The sequence below is a fragment of the Pseudomonas sp. genome (assembly GCF_030683065.1).
In the GTDB taxonomy this organism is placed as follows: Bacteria; Pseudomonadota; Gammaproteobacteria; order Pseudomonadales; family Pseudomonadaceae; genus Aquipseudomonas.
The window spans coordinates 153,166-176,661 of sequence record NZ_JAUXMX010000007.1; the positions used below are offsets into that span (position 1 = coordinate 153,166).

Consider the following 23,496-nt stretch of genomic DNA (forward strand, 5'->3'; position numbering starts at 1 on the left):
CTGCTCTGGCTTTTTCACGTGTTGCTTATGGCTGAAACGCTACATCTGCGCCTGCAGGTAATTCTGCAGACCCACTTTGTCGATCAACCCCAGCTGAATCTCCAGCCAATAGGCGTGATCTTCTTCAGTATCCTTGAGCTGAACCAGCAGGATGTCGCGGGTCTGATAATCCTGATGCTGCTCGCACAACTCGATACCTTTACTCAACGCCGCGCGCACGTGGTATTCGAGGGCCAGGTCGAGCTTGAGCATTTCGGGCACTGTCTGGCCGAAGACAAAGGCATCAGGCGTCATGTCCGGCGTACCCTCGAGAAACAGAATGCGCCGGAGCAAGGCATCGGCGTGCTGCGTCTCTTCTTCCATTTCATGGTTGATGCGCTCATAGAGCTTGCTGAAGCCCCAATCCTCATAAAAACGCGAATGCACGAAATACTGATCGCGCGCTGCCAACTCGCCTTTGAGCAGCATTTTCAAATAGTCGATAACTTCAGCGTGGCCTTTCATCAGGCAATTCCTTGAACGTAGCGCATAAACAGGCATACATGCTGGTCGCCTGGCGTGTTGGGGTCAAGCACAACGCCACAAGCGAGCCTGATGCGCACGGCAGGAAAGCAGCTCAACCAAGCAAACGCGCCAGCCCCGCCAACAGGCGCGCCAATGCGCCCTGGTTGGCCTGCATCACGCCCAGGCCCGCCTCGCGCATGCGCTGCGCCTGAGCCGGCTCGCGCCAAAGCTGCTCGACCTGCTGCGCAAGGTCGCTGGCATCAGCCACTTCACGCAGCGCCCCGGCCTCGCGCAGTTGTGCGGCAATCTCGAGAAAATTGAACAGGTGCGGCCCGCTAAGTACCGGCTTGCCCAGTGCGGCAGGCTCCAGCAGGTTATGCCCGCCATTGCCGACCAGGCTGCCGCCGACGAAAGCCAGATCAGCCAAGGCATAGAGAAACAGCAACTCGCCCATGGTGTCGCCAAGCAACACCTGATCGCCCGCCAGCAGCGCTTCGCCAGTGGAGCGCCGGCGCGTGGCGAAACCTTGGCGCTGACACAACTCGAACACCGAAGCGAAGCGCTCTGGATGCCGCGGCACCAGTATCAGCAAAGCATCGGGGCGCTGCTCAAGCAGCAGGCGGTGTGCCGCCAGGACAATTTCGTCTTCGCCAGCATGGGTACTGGCGGCGATCCACACCGGGCGCGGGGTCGCGCCCCACTGCTCGCGTAACTCGCTGGCACGCGCCAGCAGCGCGGGGTCGATGGTCAGGTCGAACTTGATCGAGCCGGTGACTTCGACGCACTCGGGCCGCGCGCCCAGGCGGCGAAAGCGCTCGGCCTCAGTCGCCGTCTGCACCGCAATCAGGCTCAGCTCGGCCAGCATCGGCGCGGTCAGTTTGGCGAAGCGCGCGTAACCACGCGCCGAACGCTCGGACAACCGCGCATTGGCCAGGGCCACGGGAATGCCACGGCGGGCGCACTGATGGATGTGGTTGGGCCACAACTCGGTCTCCATGACCACTGCCAGCCGAGGCTGGGCACGCTCGAGAAAGCGCGCCGCGGCCCAAGGCATGTCATAGGGCAGATAGCAGTGCTGCACGCGCCCGGCATACTCAGGCCCGGCGAACATGGCCTGAATCCGCTCGGAGCCGGTCGGCGTCATGCAGGTGACGGTGATCGGCAGCTGCGGGTAGCGCGCCAGCAATTCACGAATCAGCGGCGCGGCAGCGATGCTCTCGCCCACCGACACCGCATGCAGCCAGATGCCTCCGGGCTTGAGCGGCGGCAAGCCGAGGGCAAAGCGCTCACCAATGCGTTTGGCATACGCCGGTGCGCGCCACGCGCGCCAGACCAGACGCCCGGCGACCAGAGGCAAGCCGAGATGCAACAGTAGGCTGTAGAGGACTCTATTCATGGGCGCGCAGCTTAGCAGAGCAGACGCCAGCAATCAGCCGATGGCTTGCAAGCGCTCGGCAAAGCAATCAGCCAGCCACAGTGCCGCCGGCCCCAAGGCTTCATCGCGACGACAAACTAACTCAACCACCAGCGGCGGCGGCGTCCAGTCGCTGCTTAGCTCCACAAGCTGGCCCTGGTAGGTCGGGTACTGCACCACATGGCGAGGCAGCCAGGCCCAGCCCAGGTTACGCATCAACAACTCAGCCATGACATAGAAGCTGTCGGTGCGCCAGACCGACGGGCTGACCTGCTCGCCACCTGGGTAGTGACTGTCCTGCGGCGCCATCAATAACTGCCGATGGCGCGCCAGTTCACGGCGATCGACATGCCCCGCTCCAGCCAGCGCATGCCCGGCACCACACACCGTAACCATTTCGATAGTGCCCAACCGCTGACGCTCGAGAGCTTCGGGCATGCGCTCATGGTGAAACAACAAGCCGAGATCGGCGCGCCGCTCCAGCAGCTTGCGGGCGACATCACCCTGGGCGCCACTGGCGAGCTGCACTTCCAGCAGCGGAAAAGCCTGGGCCAAGGCTTCGAGGCTGTCGAGCACCGGCTGATAAGGCATGGCCTCATCCTGGGCCAGGCGCAAACGCACTTCTTCACCGCGCACCAACCCCAGCGCCCGCCCCTCCAGCCGCTCGCACTGGCGCAGCACCTCACGCGCTTCTTCCAGCAACGATGCTCCGGCAGCTGTCAGACGTGGCTGACGACCACTGCTGCGCTCGAACAGCAGCACGCCGAGATCGGTTTCGAGCAGGGCGATCGCCGTGCTCACGGCTGATTGCCCGCGATTCATCTGCCGGGCCACCGCAGAAAACGACTGGCCCTCGGCCACGCTGACGAACAGGCGAATTTGCTCCAGGTTCCACTGCATAACCCATCTCCAGATCAGATAGGTAATCACTTTATCCCATCCGCTGAACGACTAGAATGGCGAGTAACTTAACAGGAGGCCCATCATGAGCGGCTATATCTATCTCGCTGTCGCTATCACCGCCGAAGTCATCGCAACCACCTCGATGAAGGCGCTGGACGGCTTCAACAAACCGCTACCCTTGCTGCTGGTGGTGGTTGGCTACGTCATCTCCTTCTGGATGCTCAGCCTGGTGGTCAAAACCATTCCGGTCGGCGTGGCCTACGCCGTCTGGGCGGGCCTGGGCATCGTACTGGTGAGCATTGCCGCGGTGTTTCTCTACGAGCAACGCCTCGACTTGCCAGCCATGCTCGGCATGGGCTTGATCGTTTGCGGCGTGGTAGTGATTCAAATGTTCTCGCACAGCGTCGCCCATTGAGGCGGCCTGGAAGCCTGACACAAGCACTTGCCGTTATACTGCCGGTCTGATTATTTATGAGGCCCTCGCATGTCCCAGGCTCTAAGCACTGACATTCTGATCGTCGGCGGTGGTATCGCCGGCCTCTGGCTGAATGCGCGCTTGCGCCGTCAAGGCTTTGCCACCCTGCTGGTGGAAAAAGCCAGCCTGGGCGGCGAGCAGAGCGTCAAATCCCAAGGCATCATCCACGGCGGCGCCAAGTACGCCCTGCACGGCGCCCTGACCGGCGCCTCGGAAGCCATCGCCGACATGCCGCGGCGCTGGCGTGAGGCACTGGCCGGTAATGGCGAATTGGACCTGAGTGGCGTGCGTCTGCTGTCCGAAGCCCATTACCTATGGTCGCCCGGCAGCCTGGCCGGCAATATCACCAGTTTCTTCGCCAGCAAGGCAGTGCGCGGCCGCGTTGACCAGGTCAAGGGCGAACAACTGCCGCCCGCCCTGCAACACCCGAAATTCAAGGGCAAGGTCTACCGCCTGGCCGAACTGGTGCTGGATGTGCCCAGCCTGATCGCCCGCCTGGCCGAACTGGCTGGGGACGGCCTGCTGGCCGCCGAGTCCATAACGCCCCTGCACGAGCAGGGTCAGCTGGTCGGGCTGGTCGTCGACGGCCGCGAGATTCGCGCGCAGCGCATCGTGCTCAGCGCTGGCCGCGGCAACGCCGAACTGCTCGCGACCCTGGGCCTGACTCAGCCCGCACAGCAACTGCGACCGCTGCACATGGTGCTGGTCAAGGGACCGACCCTGAAACCGCTGTACGCCCACTGCCTCGGCGCCGGCCCAAAACCACGGGTCACCGTCACCACCCATCCTGCCGCCGATGGCGAGTGGGTCTGGTACCTCGGTGGCGACCTGGCCGAAGCAGACGGCGTGGCCCGTGACTCAGCCGCGCAGATTAAAGCCGCGCAGCAAGAAATCGGCGCCCTGCTGCCCTGGGTCGATTTCTCCAGTGCCCGCTGGGCAACCCTGCGCGTCGAGCGTGCCGAGCCGGCGCAGTCCGGCCTGACGCGCCCGGACAACGCCTTCCTCACCGAGCAAGGCCAACTGCTGGTCGGCTGGCCGACTAAACTGGCGTTAGCCCCGGATTTCGCCGACCGCGTGCTGGCGGCTCTCGACCGTGCTGGCATCCAGCCTGCCAGCCATGCGCCGCTACCGCCACTGCCCCGCCCGACCGTGGCGCACCCCGCCTGGGAGGAATTGTTCTGATGCACACCTTGCACAACCTGCACCGCCCATTCGGCTCGACCGAGCTGCTGGTCTCGCCGCTGGGCCTCGGCACGGTAAAGATCGGCCGCGACCAGGGCGTGAAGTACCCCAACGGCTTCACTATCCCGGACGACGCCGCGGTACTTGAGTTACTCGCCCAGGCCCATGATCTGGGGATCAACCTGATCGACACCGCCCCCGCCTACGGCACCAGCGAAAGCCGCCTTGGCCCGCTATTGCGCGGTCGGCGTCAACAATGGGTGATCGTCAGCAAGGTCGGCGAAGAGTTCGAGGGCGGTCACTCCAGCTTCGACTTCAGCCCGGCGCACACGCGCTTCTCGGTGGAACGCAGCCTCAAACGCCTGCAAACCGACTTTATCGACTTGGTGCTGGTGCATTCCGACGGCAACGACCTCGCCATCCTGCAAGACAGCGGCGTCTACGAGACCCTCGCCGAGCTCAAGCGTGAAGGCAAGATTCGCGGCTTCGGCCTGTCCGGCAAAACCGTCGCGGGCGGCCTGCGCGCACTCGAACAAGGCGACTGCGCGATGGTCACCTACAACCTCAATGAGCAGAGTGAACTGCCGGTACTCGACTACGCTGAGCAGCACGGCAAAGGCATCCTGATCAAGAAAGCCCTGGCCAGCGGGCATGCCTGCCTGGCCCCGGGGCAAGACCCGGTGCGTGCCAGCTTCGAGCTGCTTTTTGCCCACCCGGCAGTCAGCTGTGCGATTGTCGGCACCATCAACGCGCAGCACCTGGCCCATAACGTCGCGACTGCCGCGGCAGTCATTCAGGATATTGCCTGAGCGCCCATGACGCGCTGCGCGCAATTGTAGGTGCGGCCGGGCGGCGCTCCGCTTCAGCTATGCGACCACACCCGACAGCTGGATGGAGGCCTTGCCCCGTCCGCCTGACGAACTGCCCGCCCCAAGAGGAGCCGACATGTCGCGCATGCTTAACCGCCATGACCCCAGCACCTTCAAGACCCTACCCTTATTCGTCGAGGCTACCCCGGACGGCCTCAGCTACCAGAGCCTGGGCCGGCCACTGAACTTCAGCGAGATGCTTGAGCGCCGCCGCACCATCGAGGTGAGCGACAGTCAGCGCTTCGCAGTTGAGCTGGCCAACCTGGGGGTTTCGGTGCGCCTGACCCTGAACTGGCAAGGCCGGGACTATTGGGTGCTGGTACGTCAACGGCGCCTGGACCGGGACGATGTAGTGCTCAAGCTGATTTCCGGCTACGTACCCGCTCACGAACTCACTCTGCCGCTGCTGACCGCCATCCAGGAAGTGGCCGAGGAGTGTCTACTGGAAACCCCCGAGGGCTGGTTGGGTGGCCGCTTCGGCGAAACCTGGCTGCCCTCGCCCTATCAAGACGTTTTGCATTATCGCGAGACCCTGCACTTTCAACTCAGCCCACTGTCCGGCGCCGCGCGCCCGGTGCAATGCGGCAACCTGACCCTGCTGGAACGCCCGCGCGCCTATGTGCACCTGCCCACGGCCTCACTGCAACTGGTCTATGACCTACGCCTGGAACTGCCCAAAGAGGCCAGGCAACTCAGCCTGTTCCACGTCGACGAACGCCTGGAGGACGGCAAGCTAGTCGCTCGCCTCGACCGCAGCCGCCCGGACCTGTACTTGATACCGCTGCAGCACGGGCGACCCACCGCCGAATTGCTGACGCTGAACAAAGGCCAATTGCAAGCCGCCAGCACCCGCGGCCTATGGCTGGCAGAGAGTTTCGCGGCGCAGGATGGCTGGCTGGTCCGCGACGAGCGCATCCGCTGGAAGGACTGGCTGAGCCAACAACAGCTCAATGCTGCGGCGGCAAAACCTGAAGCAGCAGCCCCGTCAGCAGCGCCCAAGCTGAATGCCGCTCATCTGGGCTGAGCGGCATACTCAGTCGAGCACCGTAGCGAGAACGTCCGCAGGTTTTCGCGGCGGGCGCTTGGCGGCGTTCGCAACAGTCGAGCGTTTTCCACCCGCGCCAACTCGGACAGATCAGTTGTTGCGGATTTTCTCGACGATAGCCGTGGTCGAGCTGTTTGCCACCAGCCCCAGCACCCGCACTTCGCCACCGTAGGCACTGACGATGTCGGCGCCGACCACCTGATCGATGCCGTAGTCACCGCCCTTGACCAATACGTCCGGCTTGACCTCGCGCAGCAGGTTTTCCGGGGTGTCTTCGCTGAAGCTCACCACCCAATCTACCGCACCGAGGCCGGCAAGCACGGCCATGCGCCGATCCACCGAGTTGATCGGTCGACCCGGGCCTTTCAGGCGACTGACCGACGCGTCATCGTTGACCGCCAGCACCAACCGATCGCCCTGGGCACGGGCCTGCTCCAGGTAAGCCACGTGACCGGCGTGCAGAATGTCGAAACAGCCGTTGGTGAAGACGATCTTCTCGCCATGGGCGCGGGCATCCTCAATGGCCAGCAACAACTGATCCGGACTCAGCACGCCACGCTCGGAACCCGCCTCGCGCTGAATCGCCCGACGCAGTTCCGGTGCGCTGATGGCGGCGGTACCCAGCTTGCCGACCACGATACCGGCGGCCAGATTGGCCAAGGCCACGGCCTGAGGCAACTCCTCGCCCGCGGCCAAGGAGGCGGCCAGGGTCGAGATCACCGTGTCACCAGCGCCGGTCACATCGAATACTTCACGGGCACGAGCTGGCAGGTGCAACGCCGGATGATCGGGGCGCAGCAGGGTCATGCCGTGCTCGCCACGGGTAATCAACAGCGCGCCCAGCTCCAGCTCGCACATCAGGCGCGCGCCCTTAGCCACTAACTCGGCCTCATCGACACAGTGGCCAACAATGGTCTCGAACTCATTAAGATTCGGCGTGATCAGGCTGACGCCGCGGTAGATCGAGAAATCCTTGCCCTTGGGATCAGCCAGCACGGCGATGCCCTTAGCCAGCGCCGCCTGGATCAACACCTGATGATTCTTTAGCGCACCCTTACCGTAGTCAGACAGCACCAGCACCTTGACCCCGGCAAGCAACGCCTCGACCTCGACCGCCAAGGCCGCAGCATCGGTATTGAAGGGCTGCTCGAAGTCCATACGCAGCAGTTGCTGGTGCCGGCTCATGACCCGCAGCTTGACGATAGTCGGCTGATCGACGATGCGCTGGAAATGGGTCTTGACCCCCACCGCCTGCAGCCGATCGCTCAAACTGACAGCCGCCTCATCGTCGCCGGTCACACCGACCAATATCGCCGGCGCACCCAGCGCGGCAATATTCAACGCCACGTTGGCAGCACCACCTGGACGGTCTTCGATCTGCTCGACCTTGACCACCGGCACCGGCGCCTCCGGGGAAATCCGCGAGGTACTGCCATGCCAATAGCGGTCGAGCATGACATCACCCACCACCAGAACAGGGGCTTGGTCGAAACGGGGCATGGACAACTTCATGTTAACTCCGGTGGCCTCAAATGGCGGGCGCGTAGTTTATCAGGCGATATCCAATGGCGCGCTTTCATCCAGTCCCAGCGCATGCAACCGCGCATAGAAACCGTTTTGTTCAAGCAGCGCGGCATGCGTACCCCGCTCAACGATCCGCCCCTGATCCATCACCAGAATCAGGTCGGCTTTTTCGATGGTCGACAGGCGGTGTGCAATCACCAGCGTGGTCCGTCCGGTCATCACCCGATCCAGGGCGGCCTGAATATGCCGCTCGGATTCGGTATCCAGTGCCGAAGTCGCCTCATCCAACACCAGGATCGGCGCGTCCTTGAGCAAGGCCCGGGCAATCGCCAGACGCTGCCGCTGGCCGCCGGAAAGCAGCACGCCATTCTCGCCGACCTCGGTATCCAGCCCCTGCGGCAATTTGTCGATGAATTCCTTGGCGTAAGCCGCCTCTACCGCCTGCTCAATGGCATCGCGCGGCGCATCGGCCAGGTCGCCATAGGCAATGTTATTGGCCACGCTGTCGTTGAACAGAGTGACTTGCTGAGTTACCAAGGCGATATGCCGGCGCAGATTGCGCAATTTGTAATCTTCCACATCCACGCCGTCGAGCAAAATCTGCCCGGTTTCATGGTGATAGAAACGTGGAATCAGGCTGGCCAGGGTTGACTTGCCGCTACCGGAGCGCCCGACCAGGGCGATCATCTGCCCGGGCTCGGCACTGAAGGATATATCGCTAAGCACCGGCTTCTCGGCTCCAGGGTACTGGAAGCTCAGATTGCGCACCTCCAGACGACCACTGACTCGCTCAAGCTCTACCGTGCCGTGATCGACCTCGGGGGCTTCGTCGAGCTGCTCAAAGATGCTGTCAGCGGCAGCCAGGCCTTTTTGGATATTGGCGCTGACCTCGGAGAGCTGGCGAATCGGCTTGGGCAGTAAGCCGGCGGCGGTGATATAAGCCACCAGATCGCCCGCCGTGGCATCGCCGCGCAGGAGTAGCACCAGGAACATCAAGACCGCCATGGCGCTGTAAATCACCAGTTGCAGCATAGGTGTGTAGACCGCGCCGGTCTTGGTCATGCGCAGTTGCTTATTGGTGTTGTCCTGGCTGGCCGAAGTAAATCGCGTGGACTCATAGGCCTCGCCACCAAAACTGCGCACCACCCGATAACCCTGGATGGTCTCGGAGGCGACATGGGTGACATCGCCCATAGCCACCTGGATCTTCTTGCTTTGCTTGCGGAATTTTTTGCTCGCACTGCCCACCATCAAAGCAATCACCGGCAGAATGGCCAGCATCACCAAGGTCAGTTGCCAATTCATCCAGAGCAGATAGGCAAACAGGAACACTACCGTCAAGCCTTCGCGAATCACCACTTTGATCGCGTCGGTCGCGGCACTTGTGACCATGGTCACATTGAAGGTGATACGCGAGATCAGATGCCCGGAGTTGTGACTATCGAAATAGCGGTTGGGCAGCGCCAGCAGACTGTTGAACAACGAAACGCGCAAATCGTGCACCAGCCCCAAGGAAACCTTAGCCAAAAAGTAGTTGCCCAGATAGGCCCCAATTCCCTGCCAGGCAGCGATCAGCACAATCAGCAGCGGCACCGCCTGTAACAGTTGCAGATCACGCAGGTAGGGCACCGTCGGAAAGAGCACGACTTCGGGGTTGGACAGGCCATCGACGAAATACTTGAGGATGCCGGCCAGCATCGGCTGAGTAGAGGCGAAGATCACATAGCCGATGATGCTGATCGCGAAGTAGCCGATGTAAGGCGTTACGTAGCCGAGAAGGCGGAGATATATTTTTAGGCTCGACTGCTGAACCACATCATGCGGGCTGGCACTCATTGATTGCTCATCGGTCTGGAAACTGGCCAGGCAGTTTAGCACAGCCCTCTCCAGGACCTACATGCGAGGGCAGGACTGTCGCCAATGCAAGCGGCAGCCAGGTAATAAACCACTCGGCCCTCGGCGTGCCCCAGAGGCTGGCCGCATCAAACTGCATCGCCACACTGGAAAAAACCAGCAGTATCAACACCGAACAACCAAGATCGGTTCGGCGTGACAGCCAAGCAACTCTCGCCGCACCCAACCAGAGGATGGCCCCAAGAAGCAAGGCGGGAAGGCCCAATTCAACAGCAATATGTAGCGGCAGGTTATGGGTATGATCGAAGCTGCGGCTCGTTCCCAAGATAGGTACCCGATACTCAACTCCCAACCCAACCCCCCAGGGATTAGCCTCAATAAGCCTCAGACTATTGATGAATATCTCAGGGCGATACGAGACACCTCGCGACATGATTAGAGGTTCAAACATCCAGAAACCGAGCATAGCTAATGCCAGGACGCCCAGGGCCAGCACCCAGACCAGCTTGCCCCTCATCAACAATGGCAGCAGCAGGACTGAGACCAACAATGCGGCACAGGCGCCCCGGCTCTGGGTGAGCACAACGAATGCCAGCAAGCAGCCCACCGCCGACAGGCTAGCCAAACGGGCCCACAGTGTTTTGGGCATTAGACACAGCAACCAAACAACCGCAGCGCCCATCACATACCCCCCAAGAATGGGGTGATCAAGCTCACCAATTCCCTGCAGGCGCGCAGTCCACGCGTGTCCTTGCCACACGTAGAAGTTCAACATGCTGACCAACGCCGCCAACCCGAGCCCGAGCCCCGATACCTGAAGCAGCAACGACAGGCGCGTATCACTCTCACGCAAAAGAACGAACGAAACCATGAAAAAACTGACGTAAAGCAAGCGTTTTAGCTCGCGCACCGGTTCCTCAACCACCGCCCACCAGAGACTACATGCGGCCCAAAGTAACAAAGCCATGAAAGCCATGCATTCGATACGGCGTGTTCGCCAAAACACTAACAGATGCTCTCGTCCGGACCAGAGAAAAGCCAGCGTCGGCAACCATAGCACGGCCACCAAGCCCTGTTGATAAAGCTTATTACTCGGCATCCAGGCAATGCCTAGAAGAAACCACAGCAGCCCCCCCATCAACCAGAATTGCACCCAACGATTCGCGTACATCACATCCCCTAGCATTTTCACTTCGATTTATTGTGTTGCTGTAGCAGCTGAGGCGCACGGAAAAACACATCATAGTTACAAATAGGCTGCGCATACCCGCTCATGGTTAAACGCTGAGCTTTTCGGCATCATGACGTCTCTTTCACCGTCACCACCACAGCCAAGAGTCACGTCGCGATGCAATCTTACCAACTGCCACAAGCTACTCTCAGCACCCTCATCGAAGGCGCCCAACTGCTTGAGGAGGACAGTCATGGGCCAAAAGTCTATCGCCTGCGTGATGGTGACTTCCTCAAGATATTCCGACGCAAGCGGCTACTCTCGTCCACCCTCTGGTGCCCTTATTCAAAAAGCTTTTGCAAGAATGCGCTGCGCTTGCAGCAACTGGGCATTCCCACGCTCAGCCCAATTGCACATTACCAGCTCGAACAACCCGGGCTGACCGCGGTTCATTATCAAGCCCTGCCCGGAGAAACTCTCGGTCAACTTTCCAAGTCGCCCGACTTCAATTGGCAACATCTGCTGCCACATCTGACTGGACTGATCCACCGACTGCACGAATCGGGGGTTTACTTTCGCTCCCTGCATCTGGGTAACATCGTCTTAACGCCCGAGAATGAACTTGGCCTGATAGATATTTCCGACATGCGTTTCTTTCGACGTCCACTATCAAAGTGGATGCGGCGTCGTAATCTTGACCATTTCAATCGCTACCTTGAGCGAGAGGGGCTGACCGATAGCTTCCCCATGAGCAGCCTGAAAAAAGCCCTACTCGATAGTTAACAACTGCTCGCAGGTGTTACTAAAGCGCCGCCAAGCTTTCTCCGCATTCAACGCATGTGCCTGGCGCTCTGCCACCTTAGCGCCATCAAGCTCTAGGCATCGTTCGAGGCCACCGACCCAGGCCAAGGTGTCACCTGCCTTGGCATAAAGTCCCGACTCGCCCAACTGCTCATGAAATACCGGGAGGTCACTGACTATTACCGGAACACTGGCCATTACCGCCTCCTGCAAAACCAAGCCAAGCCCCTCGGCAGACGATGGGATGAGAACCCAGTCAAATGCCTGGTAGAGGCTCGCCACATCATCTCTATGGCCAGGCATGCTTACCCTATCCTCAAGCCCCAACTCTACAATGCGCTGCTCGAGGATCGTGCGCGATTCGCCCTCTCCGAGGATCATTAACTGCAATACCCGCTGCTCTTGCGCCACCGCGGCGAAAGCCTCGATCAATGTTTCGAATCCCTTATCCGGCACCAACCGCCCAACCGCGCCCATGACCAGGCAATCGTCATCCAAGCTAAGCTTTCTCCGTGCAGCCTGACGCTCGAGCAGATTTTGTCTAAACCTCGCAGGCTCCATTGCGCTGCGCAAGGCGGTGACTGGAATAGCGAGCTCATGACTGAGCGCAGCGGTCAACACCTCGGAAACCGCAACAACACGCAAGCGAGCGGTGGGAAACTCATTCAGCAGCGTGAGATCGCTTCTGCGCAGAGAGGCATGACCATGAAATATCACAACGCCATGTATACCCGGCATGCGCGATATGACTGGCAACAAAATACGCGCTGCGCCCATGCCGTCAATCAGAACCAGCCTCGCGCCGCAGTCTTGCAGGGCTCGACGCATGGCCCAGTGCCAGGGTAACTGCAGCCAACGCCATATATGTCGCCCCTTCAACAAACGCTTTGACAGCTGCCAGAAACGCCCTCCCCTCGGAGCATCGAGACCGAGCCCAGCGTTACCTTGGAGCAACCAGGTCTCCCGAGGCACCCGCTCATCGGCATGGGACAATATCAACTGGTGAACCTTATGCACCGAGGCAAAAGCATAACCGCTACCCCACAAAACGTTAACGATGGTCACTGCTTGGCCTCCCGGGCATATGATGCATCACCACGGCAACGCCCCTAGAGCAAACCCGCACGCCAGTCCCAGCACCGCACACAACACCATTTTCCAGCGATCGATCCTGCGTCGAGACTTCTTGCGCGAGCGCTCCTTCGGTACCACTACATGAGCCTCGAAGCCGGTATGCAAAACCGCATCACCTTCCAATACCATCGCAGTCAAACCTAGCTCGGCATAATCGATTGACAGCCTCTTCTCCCCCCCTTTCTCGGCGTAGGGCGCAAGGCGTTGATAATCCGCCAAACGACGGAGTCCTGGATTAAAGGAAAAACCTTGCCAATCCGGTTTGTCGGAGAGCAGCGGGTAGCAGGCCACACCAGCGATCATCCGCCGCGGCCCGAGATGATGGTAGGGGCTGTGAATCCTGATGTCGTGCGCGTAGCTGCGCAACCAAACCTGCAGCACAGTGGGTACGGCCTCGAGAATTGCCAAAGAGTCCTCGATAAAGCCCGGCCGATAGAACTCCCAGTCATCCTCACAGTGGAAGATTAGGGATGTCCTCACCTCGGCATAAGCCATGTCGATAGACGCAATCTGACCCAACTGGGGACGATTGATAAAAACCCGGGTAAACGGTCGCCAACTGTGCGGAATCGCCTGATGAACGCCTTCGTTACCGGAGTCCTCGGTAATCAGCACTTCCCGAATGGGGGCCGTGTTGTAGCGATCGAAACTTTCTAGCGTTTTCTGCAACAGGTCCAGGCGCCCGCAACTGGTCAACACCAGCGTGATATTGCTGTCATTGGCAAAATGCACTGTTCAAACCTCTCTAAATCCCTGAGCAGTTACGCTCCAGGCTGGTTGGCTAACCAATTCATTCGAGGGAACCAGTTCGCTGGCGGCGCAGTTTTGCCACTCAGTCCCCTTCCAAGCGATGAAGTGAAAATAGGGAAACTCACGATCAGCATTCCGATCGTTGCGCAAGAATCCTGTATTCCAGATCCAGCGATCAGGGAAGTCCTTAGTGCCATCCAGCCACAGAATTCGCCCGTTCGGGGTGCTGAACGCCTCGACGAATTCACTGTTGCGACGCAAAGGATTTAACCGACCGACGAGCTGCTGAAGCGGCTGCGGCCAATTTTTCCAACGAATAAACAAGCGGCTGAAATCACCTTCGTCAAAGGCTTCATGTTCAGTATTCTCGAAACTGTCCCTCCAACCTGACACCCGCATGAAAGCACTACGCATGTTCTCGTTGTTACGAATCAGGCACAAGTGGCCAGAGACCCTACGCTCATGAGTCGACAAGAGGTCAAAACGGGCCAGTCGCGCTTCCGTGAAATAATGCCGCAGGTTTCCGTAGATCAGATCAATGTCGCTGAAGCCCCAGAACTCCACATCCTGCAGGCGATCTGCATGGATATAGCCGAGCGCGGGCTTGATATCGCAGAGCTTGTAGGGACTCTTCGGCCTGAAGAATATGCCCAGGTGCTCACCCACCATGGCACAGTATTGAGCAAAGGACATTGGCTCCAGCGTGATGTTGGCCGGCATCGACTCAAGCTCACCGCAGTCGGTGAAGAACAACCACTCTATATCTGGGTTATAGCGACAACTTTCGACAAAAAATGGCATCCAGAACGGCCAGCGACCAAAATAGGGAATGATGAATCGGATGCGGCTTCTCATGACAGCCAACTCCATCGTGCCCTCAGACGCTCCCGCATGGACAGCGGCGGATGCTCACGCATGGGGCTACGCATTGCCTCGACGATGGCTTCACCTAGTGCTGCAAAACTGTAGCGCTGCACGACCATTTGCTGCCCAGCCCGGGCGATACGCTCAGCAAGCTGCGGATCATCACGCAGAAGGCGCAGCTTGCCACACAGTTCCGCCACGCTCTGGTACAACACCAGATTTTGCATATCCACGAACCCCAGTGCGTGCTCTTCTCCGCCGCCCTGGTTATATGCGAGCAAGACACAACCGCAGGCCATGGCCTCGAAGTTCTTGATCATGTATTCCCCCATACCCACATCAGCACTGACGAAAAAGCGGATGCGATTAAGAATATTGAGGTATTCCTCTCCCGACTTGGTGCGGGTGACAGTCACCTTTTCTAGGCGCTGCAGCTCATCCAACAACGCCTTGCGGCCGCTGTAGGTGGTACTTTTGGTGCTACCGACGAACGCCAGGTCGATGTCACGAGGCAACACGAGATCATGTAGTAATGCCTGGTCATACCCCTTAGGCACGAAGCAGGCGTCTACTCCTTCTTCGCCCAACCGATGGGCAACCTGTGCTCCCGATGTGATCACCCTCACTCCGGGCAAACGTCGATAGTGCTTGCTAAATTTGCCGGTGTACTTACATGGGATGTAGTTCTGGTAGGCATCGTGCTCGAGGATTACCAGATTGGGAATCGAGCGAATGAAACCGACTTGTCTGATTTCCTGTTTGAAACGCAGAAAGAAGACGATCCGGTCATAGCGCGTGACATCCACCTGCTCACGAAAATAGCGACGCAAGTCGGCTTGCTCTTCTCGGCTCAACCAACGCAGATCACAGTTGCAATGTGCCGCTACGGCGTGGTAGAGGCGATCGAGAATAACGCGCTGTTCAAGCTGTACTAGAAATAGAATATTCATTGCTTAGCGGGACTCCTTAGATGCTCCGCAGCCAGTTCACTCCAACCTGAACGGCTCACTGACACCCTTCTATACGCAACTTTGGTGACAGGCTCACCCCGGCATTGCTGAATGAACGCTTCTGGCTTATTCAATGGGCGCCGCAGTAAATCCTCCACGGAGCCTTCCCACCACTCACTGGCCAGCAAATCGGCAATAATCTCGGAGGAATGACGGTAGCGGATAATGCGTGCCGGAACGCCTGCGACTATGGCGTACGCAGGAACATCCCGAGTAACCAGGGCTCGGCTGGCGATGACTGCACCGATGCCTATAGTGACCCCTTCCATGATCATAGAGTCACGGCCAATCCACACATCATGTCCGATTTCTACGGCTGACAATTGTCCCTCGTAGACAAGCTGAGGGGCATCATGCTGAAAAGGGTGCGAACTGACCCAACCCAATGGATGGGCAGCTTTATCCTGACCAATCACAACGCCATTGCCGATTGAACAGAAACGACCGATTTTCCCGACATTAAGCAGTTCTACCGAACTACGCATGTAAGTCATGGCGCCAACCATAAGCAAGCGAAACTCCATTTTCGCTATGCTTATGGAGACGCCTTCCTCCATGATCAGAGTTGCTCCCTTGCCCAGTGCAAAAGGGCCAGAAACCAACTTGATGCCATACCCCCTCAGCCAACGTTTGCAGTAACGAGCTTTCAAAAAACCAATCACACGCAACTCCGCTCAGTAGATTGATGGCGGAGAAATCAATCGCCGAACCAACGGCAACTGCCAAAAGCTTGTTCGCACTGCCACGTCGGAAAAAACCCCGGAAAGCCGCTCAATGGATGGCGTAGTCCATACATCGACAGCTGCTGGTTCACATTGCAGCAGGCAGCCAGCAAGAGCCATAGCATCGCCTAGCGAAAACAACAACCCGACGCCCTCCAAGACTTCCCGCCCCCCGCCGCAATCACTGCATATCACCGGCACGCCTGCAGCCATGGCCTCAAGCAGCACCATGCCAAATGGCTCGTGGTCGGAGGTCAGGGCAAAAACGTCGAACGCCTTGAAATATCGGCGCCCGTTCGCTACTTGACCAAGGAAGCGCACGGATTCGGCGACGCCCAACTCACTGGCCAGCGCTTTGAGCGAATCTTCAAGACGACCACTTCCCATAATCGCCAGCAAACTACCCGCTGGTAAATTTGGTAAAGCGAGTGCAAAACCACGGATTAGCGTGGCCTGGTCCTTGTCCGGGTGCAGTCGGCCGACATTACCAACCACCCAGGCGTCCTGCGGCAACCCTAGATGCTCGCGCGCCAACTCCCGTGAAACCTGTTCGGCCTGTACCGCCTCCACATCGATGCGGTTGTACAGGGTTTCGATACGCTCAGGGGGCCAGCCAGCCAGGTGGCTGCGCATCTCGTCGCGCACGGCATTGGATACACCGAGCAGCAACAGGCGCTGCCTGAAGCGGTTAATAAACAGGCGACGCGAGAAGCGGCTGTATACACCGAAGGCATGGTGCACGCCGATCACCGGCAGTTTGCAGGCGAGCAAACTGATATAGATCGGTTTGAAACGGTGGGCGATGCAGAATTTGAAATCGCGGCCCGCGAGGATTCGCCTGATATCGCGAATCGCTTTCAGCTTGAGACCGCGAACCTCGCGGCTCGAGTAGTCGAGAAAGATCACTTCGTCGGATGCCGAGCCAGCCTCCACCTCTGCACTGGGTGCGCCGGTCAGGTAGACCGTCGTCACCTTGTATTCAGTGCCGGCGAACAGCACAGCATACTGCCGGGCACAGTCAAGGAAAGGCCCGTCATAACCGTGACAGAGCTGCAGGACGCGCGACTCAGGCTTGCTCATGCCAATCCATACCATCCTTGACCACCAGAATATCTTCCATGATCAGGTACTGCAGGTCTGACCCAAAGAACATGTTCAGCGCATCGGTGGGCGAGCAGATCATCGGTTCGCCGCGGCGGTTCAGTGAGGTGTTGAGCGACACGCCGTTGCCGGTGAGTTTTTCCAGCTCCAGCATCATGTCGTAGTAGCGTGGGTTGTATTCGCGCTTGAGCACCTGGGCGCGCGAGGTGCCGTCTTCGTGGACCACTTCGCTGACGCGGGTCTTCCACTCTTCATTGACTTCGAAGGTGAAGGTCATGAACGGCGACGGATGATCAACCTTGAGCATCTGCGTACCCACGGTGTCGAGCATCGACGGGCAGAAGGGCCTCCAGCGCTCGCGGAACTTGATCTGCTCATTGATCCGGTTAGCCACCCCGGGGATGCTTGGGCAACCGACGATCGAGCGACCGCCGAGTGCACGCGGGCCGAACTCCATGCGGCCCTGGAACCAGGCCACCGGGTTGCCCGCGACCATGATCTCGGCGATGCGCTGCGGCATGTTGTCGATCCGCTTGTATACCGGCTTGCTCGGGTGCTTTGCGCAGGCCGCGATCACGTCTTCGTTGGAGAAGGACGGGCCCAGGTAGACGTGCTCCATCTTCTCCACCGGCACGCCGCGGGCATGCGACACATAGGCGGCGGCGCCCACCGCAGTACCCGCATCGCCGGAAGCTGGCTGGACGAACAGTTCCTTGACGTCATCGCGGGCGATGATTTTCTGGTTGAGTTTGACGTTCAGCGCGCAGCCGCCAGCGAAGGCGATCTTGCCGGTTTCGCGAATGATGTCGCCCAGGTAGTGCTCCATCATCTGCAGCGCCAGCTTCTCGAACAGCGCCTGCATGCTGGCGGCATAGTGGATGTAGGGGTCATCGGCGATATCGCCGACACGCTTGGGCCCCAGCCACTCGATCAGCTTGGGCGAGAAGTAGAAGCCCTTGCCCTTCTCTTTATAGCGGCGCAGACCGATGACGTTGGCGTACTCGGTGTTGATGATCAGCTCGCCGTTCTCGAACTTGGCCAGACGCGAGAAATCGTACTTGCTGGCGTCGCCATAGGGCGCCATGCCCATGACCTTGAATTCGCCGTCGAGCATCTCGAAGCCGAGGAATTCGGTGATCGCACCATACAGGCCGCCCAACGAATCCGGATCGAAGAATTCCTTGATCTTGTGGATCTTGCCGTTCTCGCCGTAGCCGAAGAAGGTGGTGGCGTATTCGCCCTTGCCGTCGATGCCGAGGATCGCGGTCTTCTCCTTGAACCCGGAGCAGTGGTAGGCGCTGGAGGCGTGGGCCAGGTGGTGCTCGACCGGCTCGATCTTGATCTTCTTAGGGTCGAAGCCGAGCTGCTCCAAACACCAGACAATCTTGTTGCGGTAGCGCTTGTAGCGACGGTTGCCCATCAGGATCGCGTCGAGCGCCCGATCCGGGGCATACCAATAGCGCTTGGCGTACTTCCAACGCGCCTCACCGAACAAACTGATCGGGGCGAAGGGAATCGCCACCACGTCGACGTCGCTCGGCTTGATCCCGGCCTGTTCCAGGCAGAACTTGGCCGACTCGTAGGGCATGCGGTTCTTCGCGTGTTTGTCGCGCACGAAGCGCTCTTCTTCGGCAGCCGCGATCAACTTGCCGTCGATGTACAGAGCCGCGGAAGGATCGTGACTGAGAGCGCCGGACAGGCCAAGAATCGTCAGTGCCACAGGTGAAAACCTCTATTCAGGGCAGGTGCCAGGCACCTGCGGTAAACGTTCATCGAGCAGTTTGAACAGCCCTGAGTCGGCTGGCCAGTTGCGTAAAAATCGAGCGCGATCGCGGGCATAAGCCTTGGCAAAACGACGCGTACTGTGGTGTTGCTGCATGGAATCCAGATCGATCAGAACCCAACGACCGTCCTGCAGCCCCTCATCCCAAAGAAGGTTACTGCCCTTGAGATCGCCATGGCTGATGCGCTCGCGCAACAAGGCTGCGAACAGCTGATCCAGCGCCTGGAGATCAGCCTCAGACGGCGAACTGCTCTCCCCTGGCGCGTCCAGGCAGGGTCTGAATCGCGCGATTATATCCTCACCGGTGGCGTATTCGGTAATCAGATAGGCACGCCGCCGCAGCCACAGGGTGCGCAGCTCCAGCAGGGCAAGGGGTCTGGGCGTGGCAATACCGAGAAAATCCAGGCGATTGCCCTCCGCCCAACTGTGCCAGGCGCGAGTCGGCCGCCAGAAGCGTTTGAGCCAATGGGCGAAACCCTTGATGTTGTAGCGTTTGACCACCAGCGGGCGGCCGGCCTGCTCGACTAGCGCCACGGTGGAGGTACCGCCGAGCTTGAGCGGTTGTCCAGCGGAGATAGCTGTATCTAGATCGGCCAGCAATGGCGCCAAGCGACTCTCATCCTCGCGCCGCACCACCCGCAGAACCGATGCACCGCGGCGCGCGCTGAACAGACTGCAGTCACGGCCGATCTTGCGCAGGTAGTCGCGCAGGCGCCAGCGGCGAACCTTGCCAATCTCCTTGAGTAGCGCCTCCAGCGGCAAGGCATGCGCGCCGTTGACCAACAGGTAATGCACCAACAGTTCTTCGATAAAAGCATCCAGGCTGGCCGGCAGTTGGCCGAAGAAGACCCCTAGATTTTCCAGCACTTTAGTACGCGACAACGGCTCGCCGGGCGTTTCACAGCAGACGCCGCCGCCATCAATCACGTGCAACTGGCTGTCATGGCGCAGCAAGTTGTCCAGGTGCAGGTCAGCCTGCCAGAGCCCCTGGCTGTGCATCCGCGCAACCAACCCTAGCGCTTCGCCGAGCAAGGCTTGCTGATCATCGGAAAGCAGCGCCTGATGCTCAATCACACGCCAGACATCCCCCAGACCTTGTGCGTTATCGAAGTACTCGAACAACAGCCAGCCACCTTCGCCTTCGCGCAGGCCATCGGCCAGCAGCCGTGGCGTAGGCAAGCCCTGCCCGGCGAGCAGGCGTGCGCCGTGCAGTTCACGCTGGAAGGCGCGCGCGGCCTTGCCGCCCACCAACAACTTGGCCAGCACCTTGCGCCCACGCCACTCGGCCACGCCTACATAGCGCTGCCCGGGCAGCACGCGCAGTAGTTTTTCCAGCGTCAGGGAAGCGGGACCGGCGGCATCCTCCAGCTCGATAGAAATTGGTAACTGCGGGCTACGCCCGGCCCACCGCAGCTCAGCGAGAGTCAACGGTACATATCCTTGCTGTATGGGCGGCTGCCGCGATCTTGCAAGCACGTCCTCGCCCAGAGCGCATCATAGTTGGCCAGGCCGTGGCGCTCGAGCAGCGCACGATCCTGTTCGGCAATAAAATCGTTCATTCACGGCCCTCGAAATAGCCAACGATCTGCCGTACGCGGCGCTTGTCCACCGCATTCAGGTGCTGCCGACCGCAGTACTGCAAATAGAAACGCAGGCGCTGAGTGCGCGACAGCGTGTACTTGGCCACCTTGTCCAGGCAGGCAAGATCCTTGGCGATGCGATAGCGCAGCAACGGTCCCCACCAGAAGGCGCCTGTCGGGCAGTCGATGATAAATAGCTCGCCCTGAGCATTGACCAGCACGTTGCGCCACTTCAAGTCGTTATGAGTGAAGTGGTGCTCATGCAGGGTGCGGGTCGCCGCGGCCAGTTGCTGGCTGACCTGCGCCACCCAGGTGCGGTCGTGCAGGCAGGCCGCATCGCGTTGTGCCAACTGCGCCATGTCCTCGGTGCCGATCAGCTCACGAGTGATCAGCGCGCCGCGGATGAAGGCGCCAGCCTTGCGCTCCAACCCATAGGCGACGATGGGCGCGGTAGCGATGCCCCACTTGGCAAAATACTTGAGATTCTGCCACTCGGCCTTGACCCGTGGGCGCCCGATAAAGCGGCGCAACCCCTTGCCGGCGCCGTGATAGCGTTTGACGTAGTAGCGCACGCCTTCGCACTCGACACGAATCACCTCGGACAGCGGATCGCGCGTTATAGGTTCACCCTGCAAGGCGAACACCGCATCCAGGTCGACAAAGGAAATCGCAACCTGCGGCGATACCTCTTCGCTCAGTCGCCACTCACTCATTGCTGGCACCTGGGGCATATTTGCGTGCATAACGGGCGAGCAGCTTGTCCGCCTTGCGCTGCAACCAAGCGAGCAGTGGCGCCTCGTCGTGCAGGATCTGCCGCAGCGACGGGGCGCGCAGGCTTTGTGACTCATGCATGGCGGCAAAATAACCGTTGAGAAAACGCAGCTTGTCGCGCTGTGTCAGGCCGATATTCAAAGCCGAGAAGTACAGCCCGGCCAAATCCTTGTTGCGCCAGCGCAGCGGCAAGCGGGTGTGGATCTGCGCGCGGTGCAGGTCGATCAGCGACAAGCGAAAATCGCTCGCGCTGACCGGTTTGTCGGTGTGCAACAGAAAGTGGCAGATATAGCAGTCGCGGTGATTGACCCCGGCGCGGTGCATGTTACCGGTCATCTTCGCCACTTCGGCGATCAACGCGCGCTTGAGCGCGGGCGCTGGCGGGTTCTGCAACCAGTCGAGGCTGAAGTCTTCCAGGCTGACCGTGGGCGCCAGCTCCTCGGTGATGATAAAGGAATGCTGCGCCGCCGGATTGCTGCCGCGCTCGCCATAGGCCACGGCGGTCATGGTCGCCACGCCGACTTCCTGCAGGCGCTGGATTGCCCGCCACTCCTGACCTGCACCGAGCACCGGCAATTTGGCGGTTAGCAGGTTCTTGGCAATCTCACGCCAGCCGATGCCACGGTGAATCTTGACGAAATAGCCGCGCCCGGCCACTTCGGTGCGCAGCGTGCGCCGCCCCTCCAGCTCGCGATAGACCTGACCTTGCAAGGCCTCGACCGCAACAAAGGGGTCTTGGTCGGCCCACAGACTTTTAAAGGGTTCGGCAAGGATCAGGCGCATGCATGCCACCCTTGCTGGCGGGTGCCTACATCCGCAGGGTGTCGCGGGGCCACCCAGGCCGTGCGCACCAGTGAAGCGGCGATGCCAGCCTGGTGGTGCGCACAGCGCACCCTACACAAGAAGTTCATGGGCGCTCCGCCAGGATCACATCGGCCGCCTTCTGCGGCATGGAATAGAGGTCGGCACAGTCGGCATAGGCCAGGCCGTTGCGACCCCAGAAGGCGCGGCGCTGATCGTCGGCCAGCATGTCGGCCAGGGTGTGGTTGAGGCGTTGCTGTTCGAAGGGGCTCGGCAACACCCGCCCGGCATCGGCATCGCGGATGTAATGAGCGTAACCACAGACATCGGTGACCAGCACCGGCAAGCCGGCGACCAGCGCTTCGAGCAGCACGGTGCCGGTGTTTTCGTTGTAGGCCGGATGGATCAGCAGGTCGGCGCCGAGCAGAAAGCGCGGAATATCGCTACGCCCCTTGAGGATCTGCACCTGTTCAGAAATGCCCAGGGTCTTGATCTGCAGCAGGAAAGACTTGGGGTCGTCCTGGCCGATGACGATCAGTCGGGTGCGCTTGCGCAACTCGCGCGGCAGGGCAGCGACGGCTTTCAGGCTGCGATCCAGGCCCTTGGTCTTGAACCCGGAACCAATCTGCACCAGCAACAGATCATCGTCAGCCAGCTTGAACTCGGCGCGGAACTCGGCGCGTATTTGCGCGGCATTGGCCGGCGCGCGGCGGTCCTGGGCGATACCCGGCGGCAGCAGGTGAAAGCGCTGCAGCGGGGTGTGGTAGTGCTTGATGAACAACGGCTGCTGCACCTCGGAGATCATCAGGATCTCGGTCTTCGATTCGGGGGCGAACACCGCGCGCTCGTATTCAGCGAAATGCCTGTAACGCCCCCACTTGCGATAAATCGGGCCGCGCAGGGTCTGCGCCTTGTCCTCGAAGCAACCGTCGGCGGCGTAATACACATCCAGTCCCGGCATCTTGTTGAAGCCTATCACCCGGTCGACCGGGCGCCTGGCCAGGTCAGCCTCGACCCAGGCCGTGAGCTTCTCGTTGCGCTTGTGGTTGAACAGCGCCTTGACCGGCACCACCACCACCTCGAAGCCCGCAGGCACTTCGCCTTCCCAGATCGGCGTATACACGCGAATCGCATGGCCGCGCGCCTGGCACTCCAGCGCGATTCGCAGGAAGTCGCGCTGCAAACCGCCGTAGGGGAAATATTTGTAGAGGATAAAAGCCAATTGCATCAAGCGTGCC

At 60.1% G+C, this 23,496-nt stretch carries 22 protein-coding genes and 1 pseudogene; 5 read left to right on the forward strand and 18 right to left on the reverse strand.

All coding sequences use genetic code 11. The features are described from left to right. Window positions 1-39: 39 nt before the first annotated feature. From bfr to Q8K09_RS01775, 3 genes are all read right to left on the reverse strand, one after another. Complete coding sequence (gene bfr, locus Q8K09_RS01765) at window positions 40-504, reverse strand: bacterioferritin (RefSeq protein ID WP_305253298.1); 465 nt, start codon at window positions 502-504, stop codon at window positions 40-42. 112 nt (window positions 505-616) lie between these two features. After that, entirely contained in the window at window positions 617-1,900 is a 1,284-nt protein-coding gene (gene waaA / locus Q8K09_RS01770; RefSeq protein ID WP_305253299.1) for a lipid IV(A) 3-deoxy-D-manno-octulosonic acid transferase, read from the reverse strand. Between the two features lie 33 nt (window positions 1,901-1,933). Next, window positions 1,934-2,818, reverse strand: coding sequence for a LysR family transcriptional regulator (locus tag Q8K09_RS01775; protein WP_305253300.1), 885 nt, complete (start codon window positions 2,816-2,818; stop codon window positions 1,934-1,936). Between the two features lie 85 nt (window positions 2,819-2,903). On the opposite strand from Q8K09_RS01775, the gene Q8K09_RS01780 reads away from it, so the two are divergent. The 4 genes from Q8K09_RS01780 to Q8K09_RS01795 all read left to right on the forward strand — a co-directional run bounded on the left by Q8K09_RS01780 (window position 2,904) and on the right by Q8K09_RS01795 (window position 6,371). Further along, a complete protein-coding gene (locus Q8K09_RS01780) occupies window positions 2,904-3,236 on the forward strand; it encodes a multidrug efflux SMR transporter (RefSeq protein ID WP_305253301.1) in 333 nt (110 codons plus the stop codon). Window positions 3,237-3,305: 69 nt separating this feature from the next. Beyond that, the gene (locus Q8K09_RS01785; protein ID WP_305253302.1) at window positions 3,306-4,478 is read left to right on the forward strand and encodes an FAD-binding oxidoreductase; all 1,173 of its coding nucleotides are present in this window, start codon (window positions 3,306-3,308) and stop codon (window positions 4,476-4,478) included. Continuing rightward, a complete protein-coding gene (locus Q8K09_RS01790; RefSeq protein ID WP_305253303.1) occupies window positions 4,478-5,287 on the forward strand; it encodes an aldo/keto reductase in 810 nt (269 codons plus the stop codon). Before Q8K09_RS01785 ends, Q8K09_RS01790 begins: the two co-directional genes overlap by 1 nt. Before the next feature lie 136 nt (window positions 5,288-5,423). Beyond that, window positions 5,424-6,371: a metal ABC transporter ATPase gene (locus Q8K09_RS01795; protein ID WP_305253304.1), complete on the forward strand. Its 948-nt coding sequence runs from the start codon at window positions 5,424-5,426 to the stop codon at window positions 6,369-6,371. A gap of 111 nt (window positions 6,372-6,482) precedes the next feature. Here Q8K09_RS01795 and hldE read toward each other — a convergent pair whose 3' ends face one another. From hldE to Q8K09_RS01810, 3 genes are read right to left on the reverse strand one after another with little or no spacing between them, the layout of a single operon-like run. Beyond that, entirely contained in the window at window positions 6,483-7,904 is a 1,422-nt protein-coding gene (gene hldE / locus Q8K09_RS01800) for a bifunctional D-glycero-beta-D-manno-heptose-7-phosphate kinase/D-glycero-beta-D-manno-heptose 1-phosphate adenylyltransferase HldE (protein WP_305253305.1), read from the reverse strand. 39 nt (window positions 7,905-7,943) lie between these two features. After that, the gene (gene msbA / locus Q8K09_RS01805) at window positions 7,944-9,752 is read right to left on the reverse strand and encodes a lipid A export permease/ATP-binding protein MsbA (protein ID WP_305253306.1); all 1,809 of its coding nucleotides are present in this window, start codon (window positions 9,750-9,752) and stop codon (window positions 7,944-7,946) included. Between the two features lie 7 nt (window positions 9,753-9,759). Then, the gene (locus Q8K09_RS01810; protein ID WP_305253307.1) at window positions 9,760-10,941 is read right to left on the reverse strand and encodes an O-antigen ligase; all 1,182 of its coding nucleotides are present in this window, start codon (window positions 10,939-10,941) and stop codon (window positions 9,760-9,762) included. A gap of 177 nt (window positions 10,942-11,118) precedes the next feature. Here Q8K09_RS01810 and Q8K09_RS01815 point away from each other — a divergent pair, with 177 nt between their 5' ends. Continuing rightward, complete coding sequence (locus tag Q8K09_RS01815; RefSeq protein WP_305253308.1) at window positions 11,119-11,724, forward strand: toluene tolerance protein; 606 nt, start codon at window positions 11,119-11,121, stop codon at window positions 11,722-11,724. Here Q8K09_RS01815 and Q8K09_RS01820 read toward each other — a convergent pair. The 12 genes and pseudogenes from Q8K09_RS01820 to Q8K09_RS01875 form a co-directional block, all read right to left on the reverse strand. Beyond that, a complete protein-coding gene (locus tag Q8K09_RS01820) occupies window positions 11,710-12,570 on the reverse strand; it encodes a glycosyltransferase (RefSeq protein ID WP_305253309.1) in 861 nt (286 codons plus the stop codon). The two genes, Q8K09_RS01815 and Q8K09_RS01820, sit on opposite strands and share 15 nt — an antisense overlap. A gap of 264 nt (window positions 12,571-12,834) precedes the next feature. After that, window positions 12,835-13,608 (reverse strand): glycosyltransferase family 2 protein, encoded by a 774-nt coding sequence (locus Q8K09_RS01825; RefSeq protein WP_305253310.1) that lies wholly within the window; start codon window positions 13,606-13,608, stop codon window positions 12,835-12,837. Between the two features lie 3 nt (window positions 13,609-13,611). After that, window positions 13,612-14,481 carry a DUF6625 family protein gene (locus Q8K09_RS01830; RefSeq protein ID WP_305253311.1) on the reverse strand — a complete coding sequence of 290 codons (870 nt, stop codon included), beginning with the start codon at window positions 14,479-14,481 and terminating at the stop codon, window positions 13,612-13,614. After that, complete coding sequence (locus tag Q8K09_RS01835) at window positions 14,478-15,440, reverse strand: glycosyltransferase (RefSeq protein WP_305253312.1); 963 nt, start codon at window positions 15,438-15,440, stop codon at window positions 14,478-14,480. Before Q8K09_RS01835 ends, Q8K09_RS01830 begins: the two co-directional genes overlap by 4 nt. Further along, complete coding sequence (locus Q8K09_RS01840; RefSeq protein ID WP_305253313.1) at window positions 15,437-16,162, reverse strand: CatB-related O-acetyltransferase; 726 nt, start codon at window positions 16,160-16,162, stop codon at window positions 15,437-15,439. Before Q8K09_RS01840 ends, Q8K09_RS01835 begins: the two co-directional genes overlap by 4 nt. A 12-nt stretch (window positions 16,163-16,174) precedes the next feature. Then, a complete protein-coding gene (locus Q8K09_RS01845) occupies window positions 16,175-17,317 on the reverse strand; it encodes a glycosyltransferase (RefSeq protein ID WP_370869469.1) in 1,143 nt (380 codons plus the stop codon). After that, on the reverse strand, window positions 17,289-19,043 hold the full coding sequence (locus Q8K09_RS01850; RefSeq protein ID WP_305253315.1) for a carbamoyltransferase: 1,755 nt from the start codon (window positions 19,041-19,043) through the stop codon (window positions 17,289-17,291). The genes Q8K09_RS01845 and Q8K09_RS01850 overlap by 29 nt, the downstream gene beginning before the upstream one ends. A 12-nt stretch (window positions 19,044-19,055) precedes the next feature. Continuing rightward, window positions 19,056-20,534, reverse strand: coding sequence for a lipopolysaccharide kinase InaA family protein (locus tag Q8K09_RS01855; protein ID WP_305253316.1), 1,479 nt, complete (start codon window positions 20,532-20,534; stop codon window positions 19,056-19,058). A 53-nt stretch (window positions 20,535-20,587) separates the two neighbouring features. Then, a pseudogene (locus tag Q8K09_RS01860) lies at window positions 20,588-20,665 on the reverse strand (lipopolysaccharide kinase); the annotation flags it as partial. Continuing rightward, on the reverse strand, window positions 20,662-21,399 hold the full coding sequence (locus tag Q8K09_RS01865) for a lipopolysaccharide kinase InaA family protein (RefSeq protein WP_305253317.1): 738 nt from the start codon (window positions 21,397-21,399) through the stop codon (window positions 20,662-20,664). The pseudogene Q8K09_RS01860 and the gene Q8K09_RS01865, both read right to left, overlap by 4 nt. After that, window positions 21,392-22,240, reverse strand: a complete 849-nt coding sequence (gene rfaP / locus Q8K09_RS01870; RefSeq protein WP_305253318.1) for a lipopolysaccharide core heptose(I) kinase RfaP — start codon at window positions 22,238-22,240, stop codon at window positions 21,392-21,394. The genes Q8K09_RS01865 and rfaP overlap by 8 nt, the downstream gene beginning before the upstream one ends. 124 nt (window positions 22,241-22,364) lie before the next feature. After that, complete coding sequence (locus tag Q8K09_RS01875) at window positions 22,365-23,486, reverse strand: glycosyltransferase family 4 protein (protein WP_305253319.1); 1,122 nt, start codon at window positions 23,484-23,486, stop codon at window positions 22,365-22,367. Window positions 23,487-23,496: the final 10 nt, after the last annotated feature.

Excerpts from the sequence above, each read along its gene's own strand:
- bfr (WP_305253298.1), bottom strand. The coding sequence starts at position 504 with ATGAAAGGCCACGCTGAAGTTATCGACTATTTGAAAATGCTGCTCAAA.
- waaA (WP_305253299.1), bottom strand. The coding sequence starts at position 1,900 with ATGAATAGAGTCCTCTACAGCCTACTGTTGCATCTCGGCTTGCCTCTG.
- Q8K09_RS01775 (WP_305253300.1), bottom strand. The coding sequence starts at position 2,818 with ATGCAGTGGAACCTGGAGCAAATTCGCCTGTTCGTCAGCGTGGCCGAG.
- Q8K09_RS01780 (WP_305253301.1), top strand. The coding sequence starts at position 2,904 with ATGAGCGGCTATATCTATCTCGCTGTCGCTATCACCGCCGAAGTCATC.
- Q8K09_RS01785 (WP_305253302.1), top strand. The coding sequence starts at position 3,306 with ATGTCCCAGGCTCTAAGCACTGACATTCTGATCGTCGGCGGTGGTATC.
- Q8K09_RS01790 (WP_305253303.1), top strand. The coding sequence starts at position 4,478 with ATGCACACCTTGCACAACCTGCACCGCCCATTCGGCTCGACCGAGCTG.
- Q8K09_RS01795 (WP_305253304.1), top strand. The coding sequence starts at position 5,424 with ATGTCGCGCATGCTTAACCGCCATGACCCCAGCACCTTCAAGACCCTA.
- hldE (WP_305253305.1), bottom strand. The coding sequence starts at position 7,904 with ATGAAGTTGTCCATGCCCCGTTTCGACCAAGCCCCTGTTCTGGTGGTG.
- msbA (WP_305253306.1), bottom strand. The coding sequence starts at position 9,752 with ATGAGTGCCAGCCCGCATGATGTGGTTCAGCAGTCGAGCCTAAAAATA.
- Q8K09_RS01810 (WP_305253307.1), bottom strand. The coding sequence starts at position 10,941 with ATGTACGCGAATCGTTGGGTGCAATTCTGGTTGATGGGGGGGCTGCTG.
- Q8K09_RS01815 (WP_305253308.1), top strand. The coding sequence starts at position 11,119 with ATGCAATCTTACCAACTGCCACAAGCTACTCTCAGCACCCTCATCGAA.
- Q8K09_RS01820 (WP_305253309.1), bottom strand. The coding sequence starts at position 12,570 with ATGCGTCGAGCCCTGCAAGACTGCGGCGCGAGGCTGGTTCTGATTGAC.
- Q8K09_RS01830 (WP_305253311.1), bottom strand. The coding sequence starts at position 14,481 with ATGAGAAGCCGCATCCGATTCATCATTCCCTATTTTGGTCGCTGGCCG.
- Q8K09_RS01835 (WP_305253312.1), bottom strand. The coding sequence starts at position 15,440 with ATGAATATTCTATTTCTAGTACAGCTTGAACAGCGCGTTATTCTCGAT.
- Q8K09_RS01845 (WP_370869469.1), bottom strand. The coding sequence starts at position 17,317 with ATGGTATGGATTGGCATGAGCAAGCCTGAGTCGCGCGTCCTGCAGCTC.
- Q8K09_RS01865 (WP_305253317.1), bottom strand. The coding sequence starts at position 21,399 with ATGAGTGAGTGGCGACTGAGCGAAGAGGTATCGCCGCAGGTTGCGATT.
- rfaP (WP_305253318.1), bottom strand. The coding sequence starts at position 22,240 with ATGCGCCTGATCCTTGCCGAACCCTTTAAAAGTCTGTGGGCCGACCAA.
- Q8K09_RS01875 (WP_305253319.1), bottom strand. The coding sequence starts at position 23,486 with ATGCAATTGGCTTTTATCCTCTACAAATATTTCCCCTACGGCGGTTTG.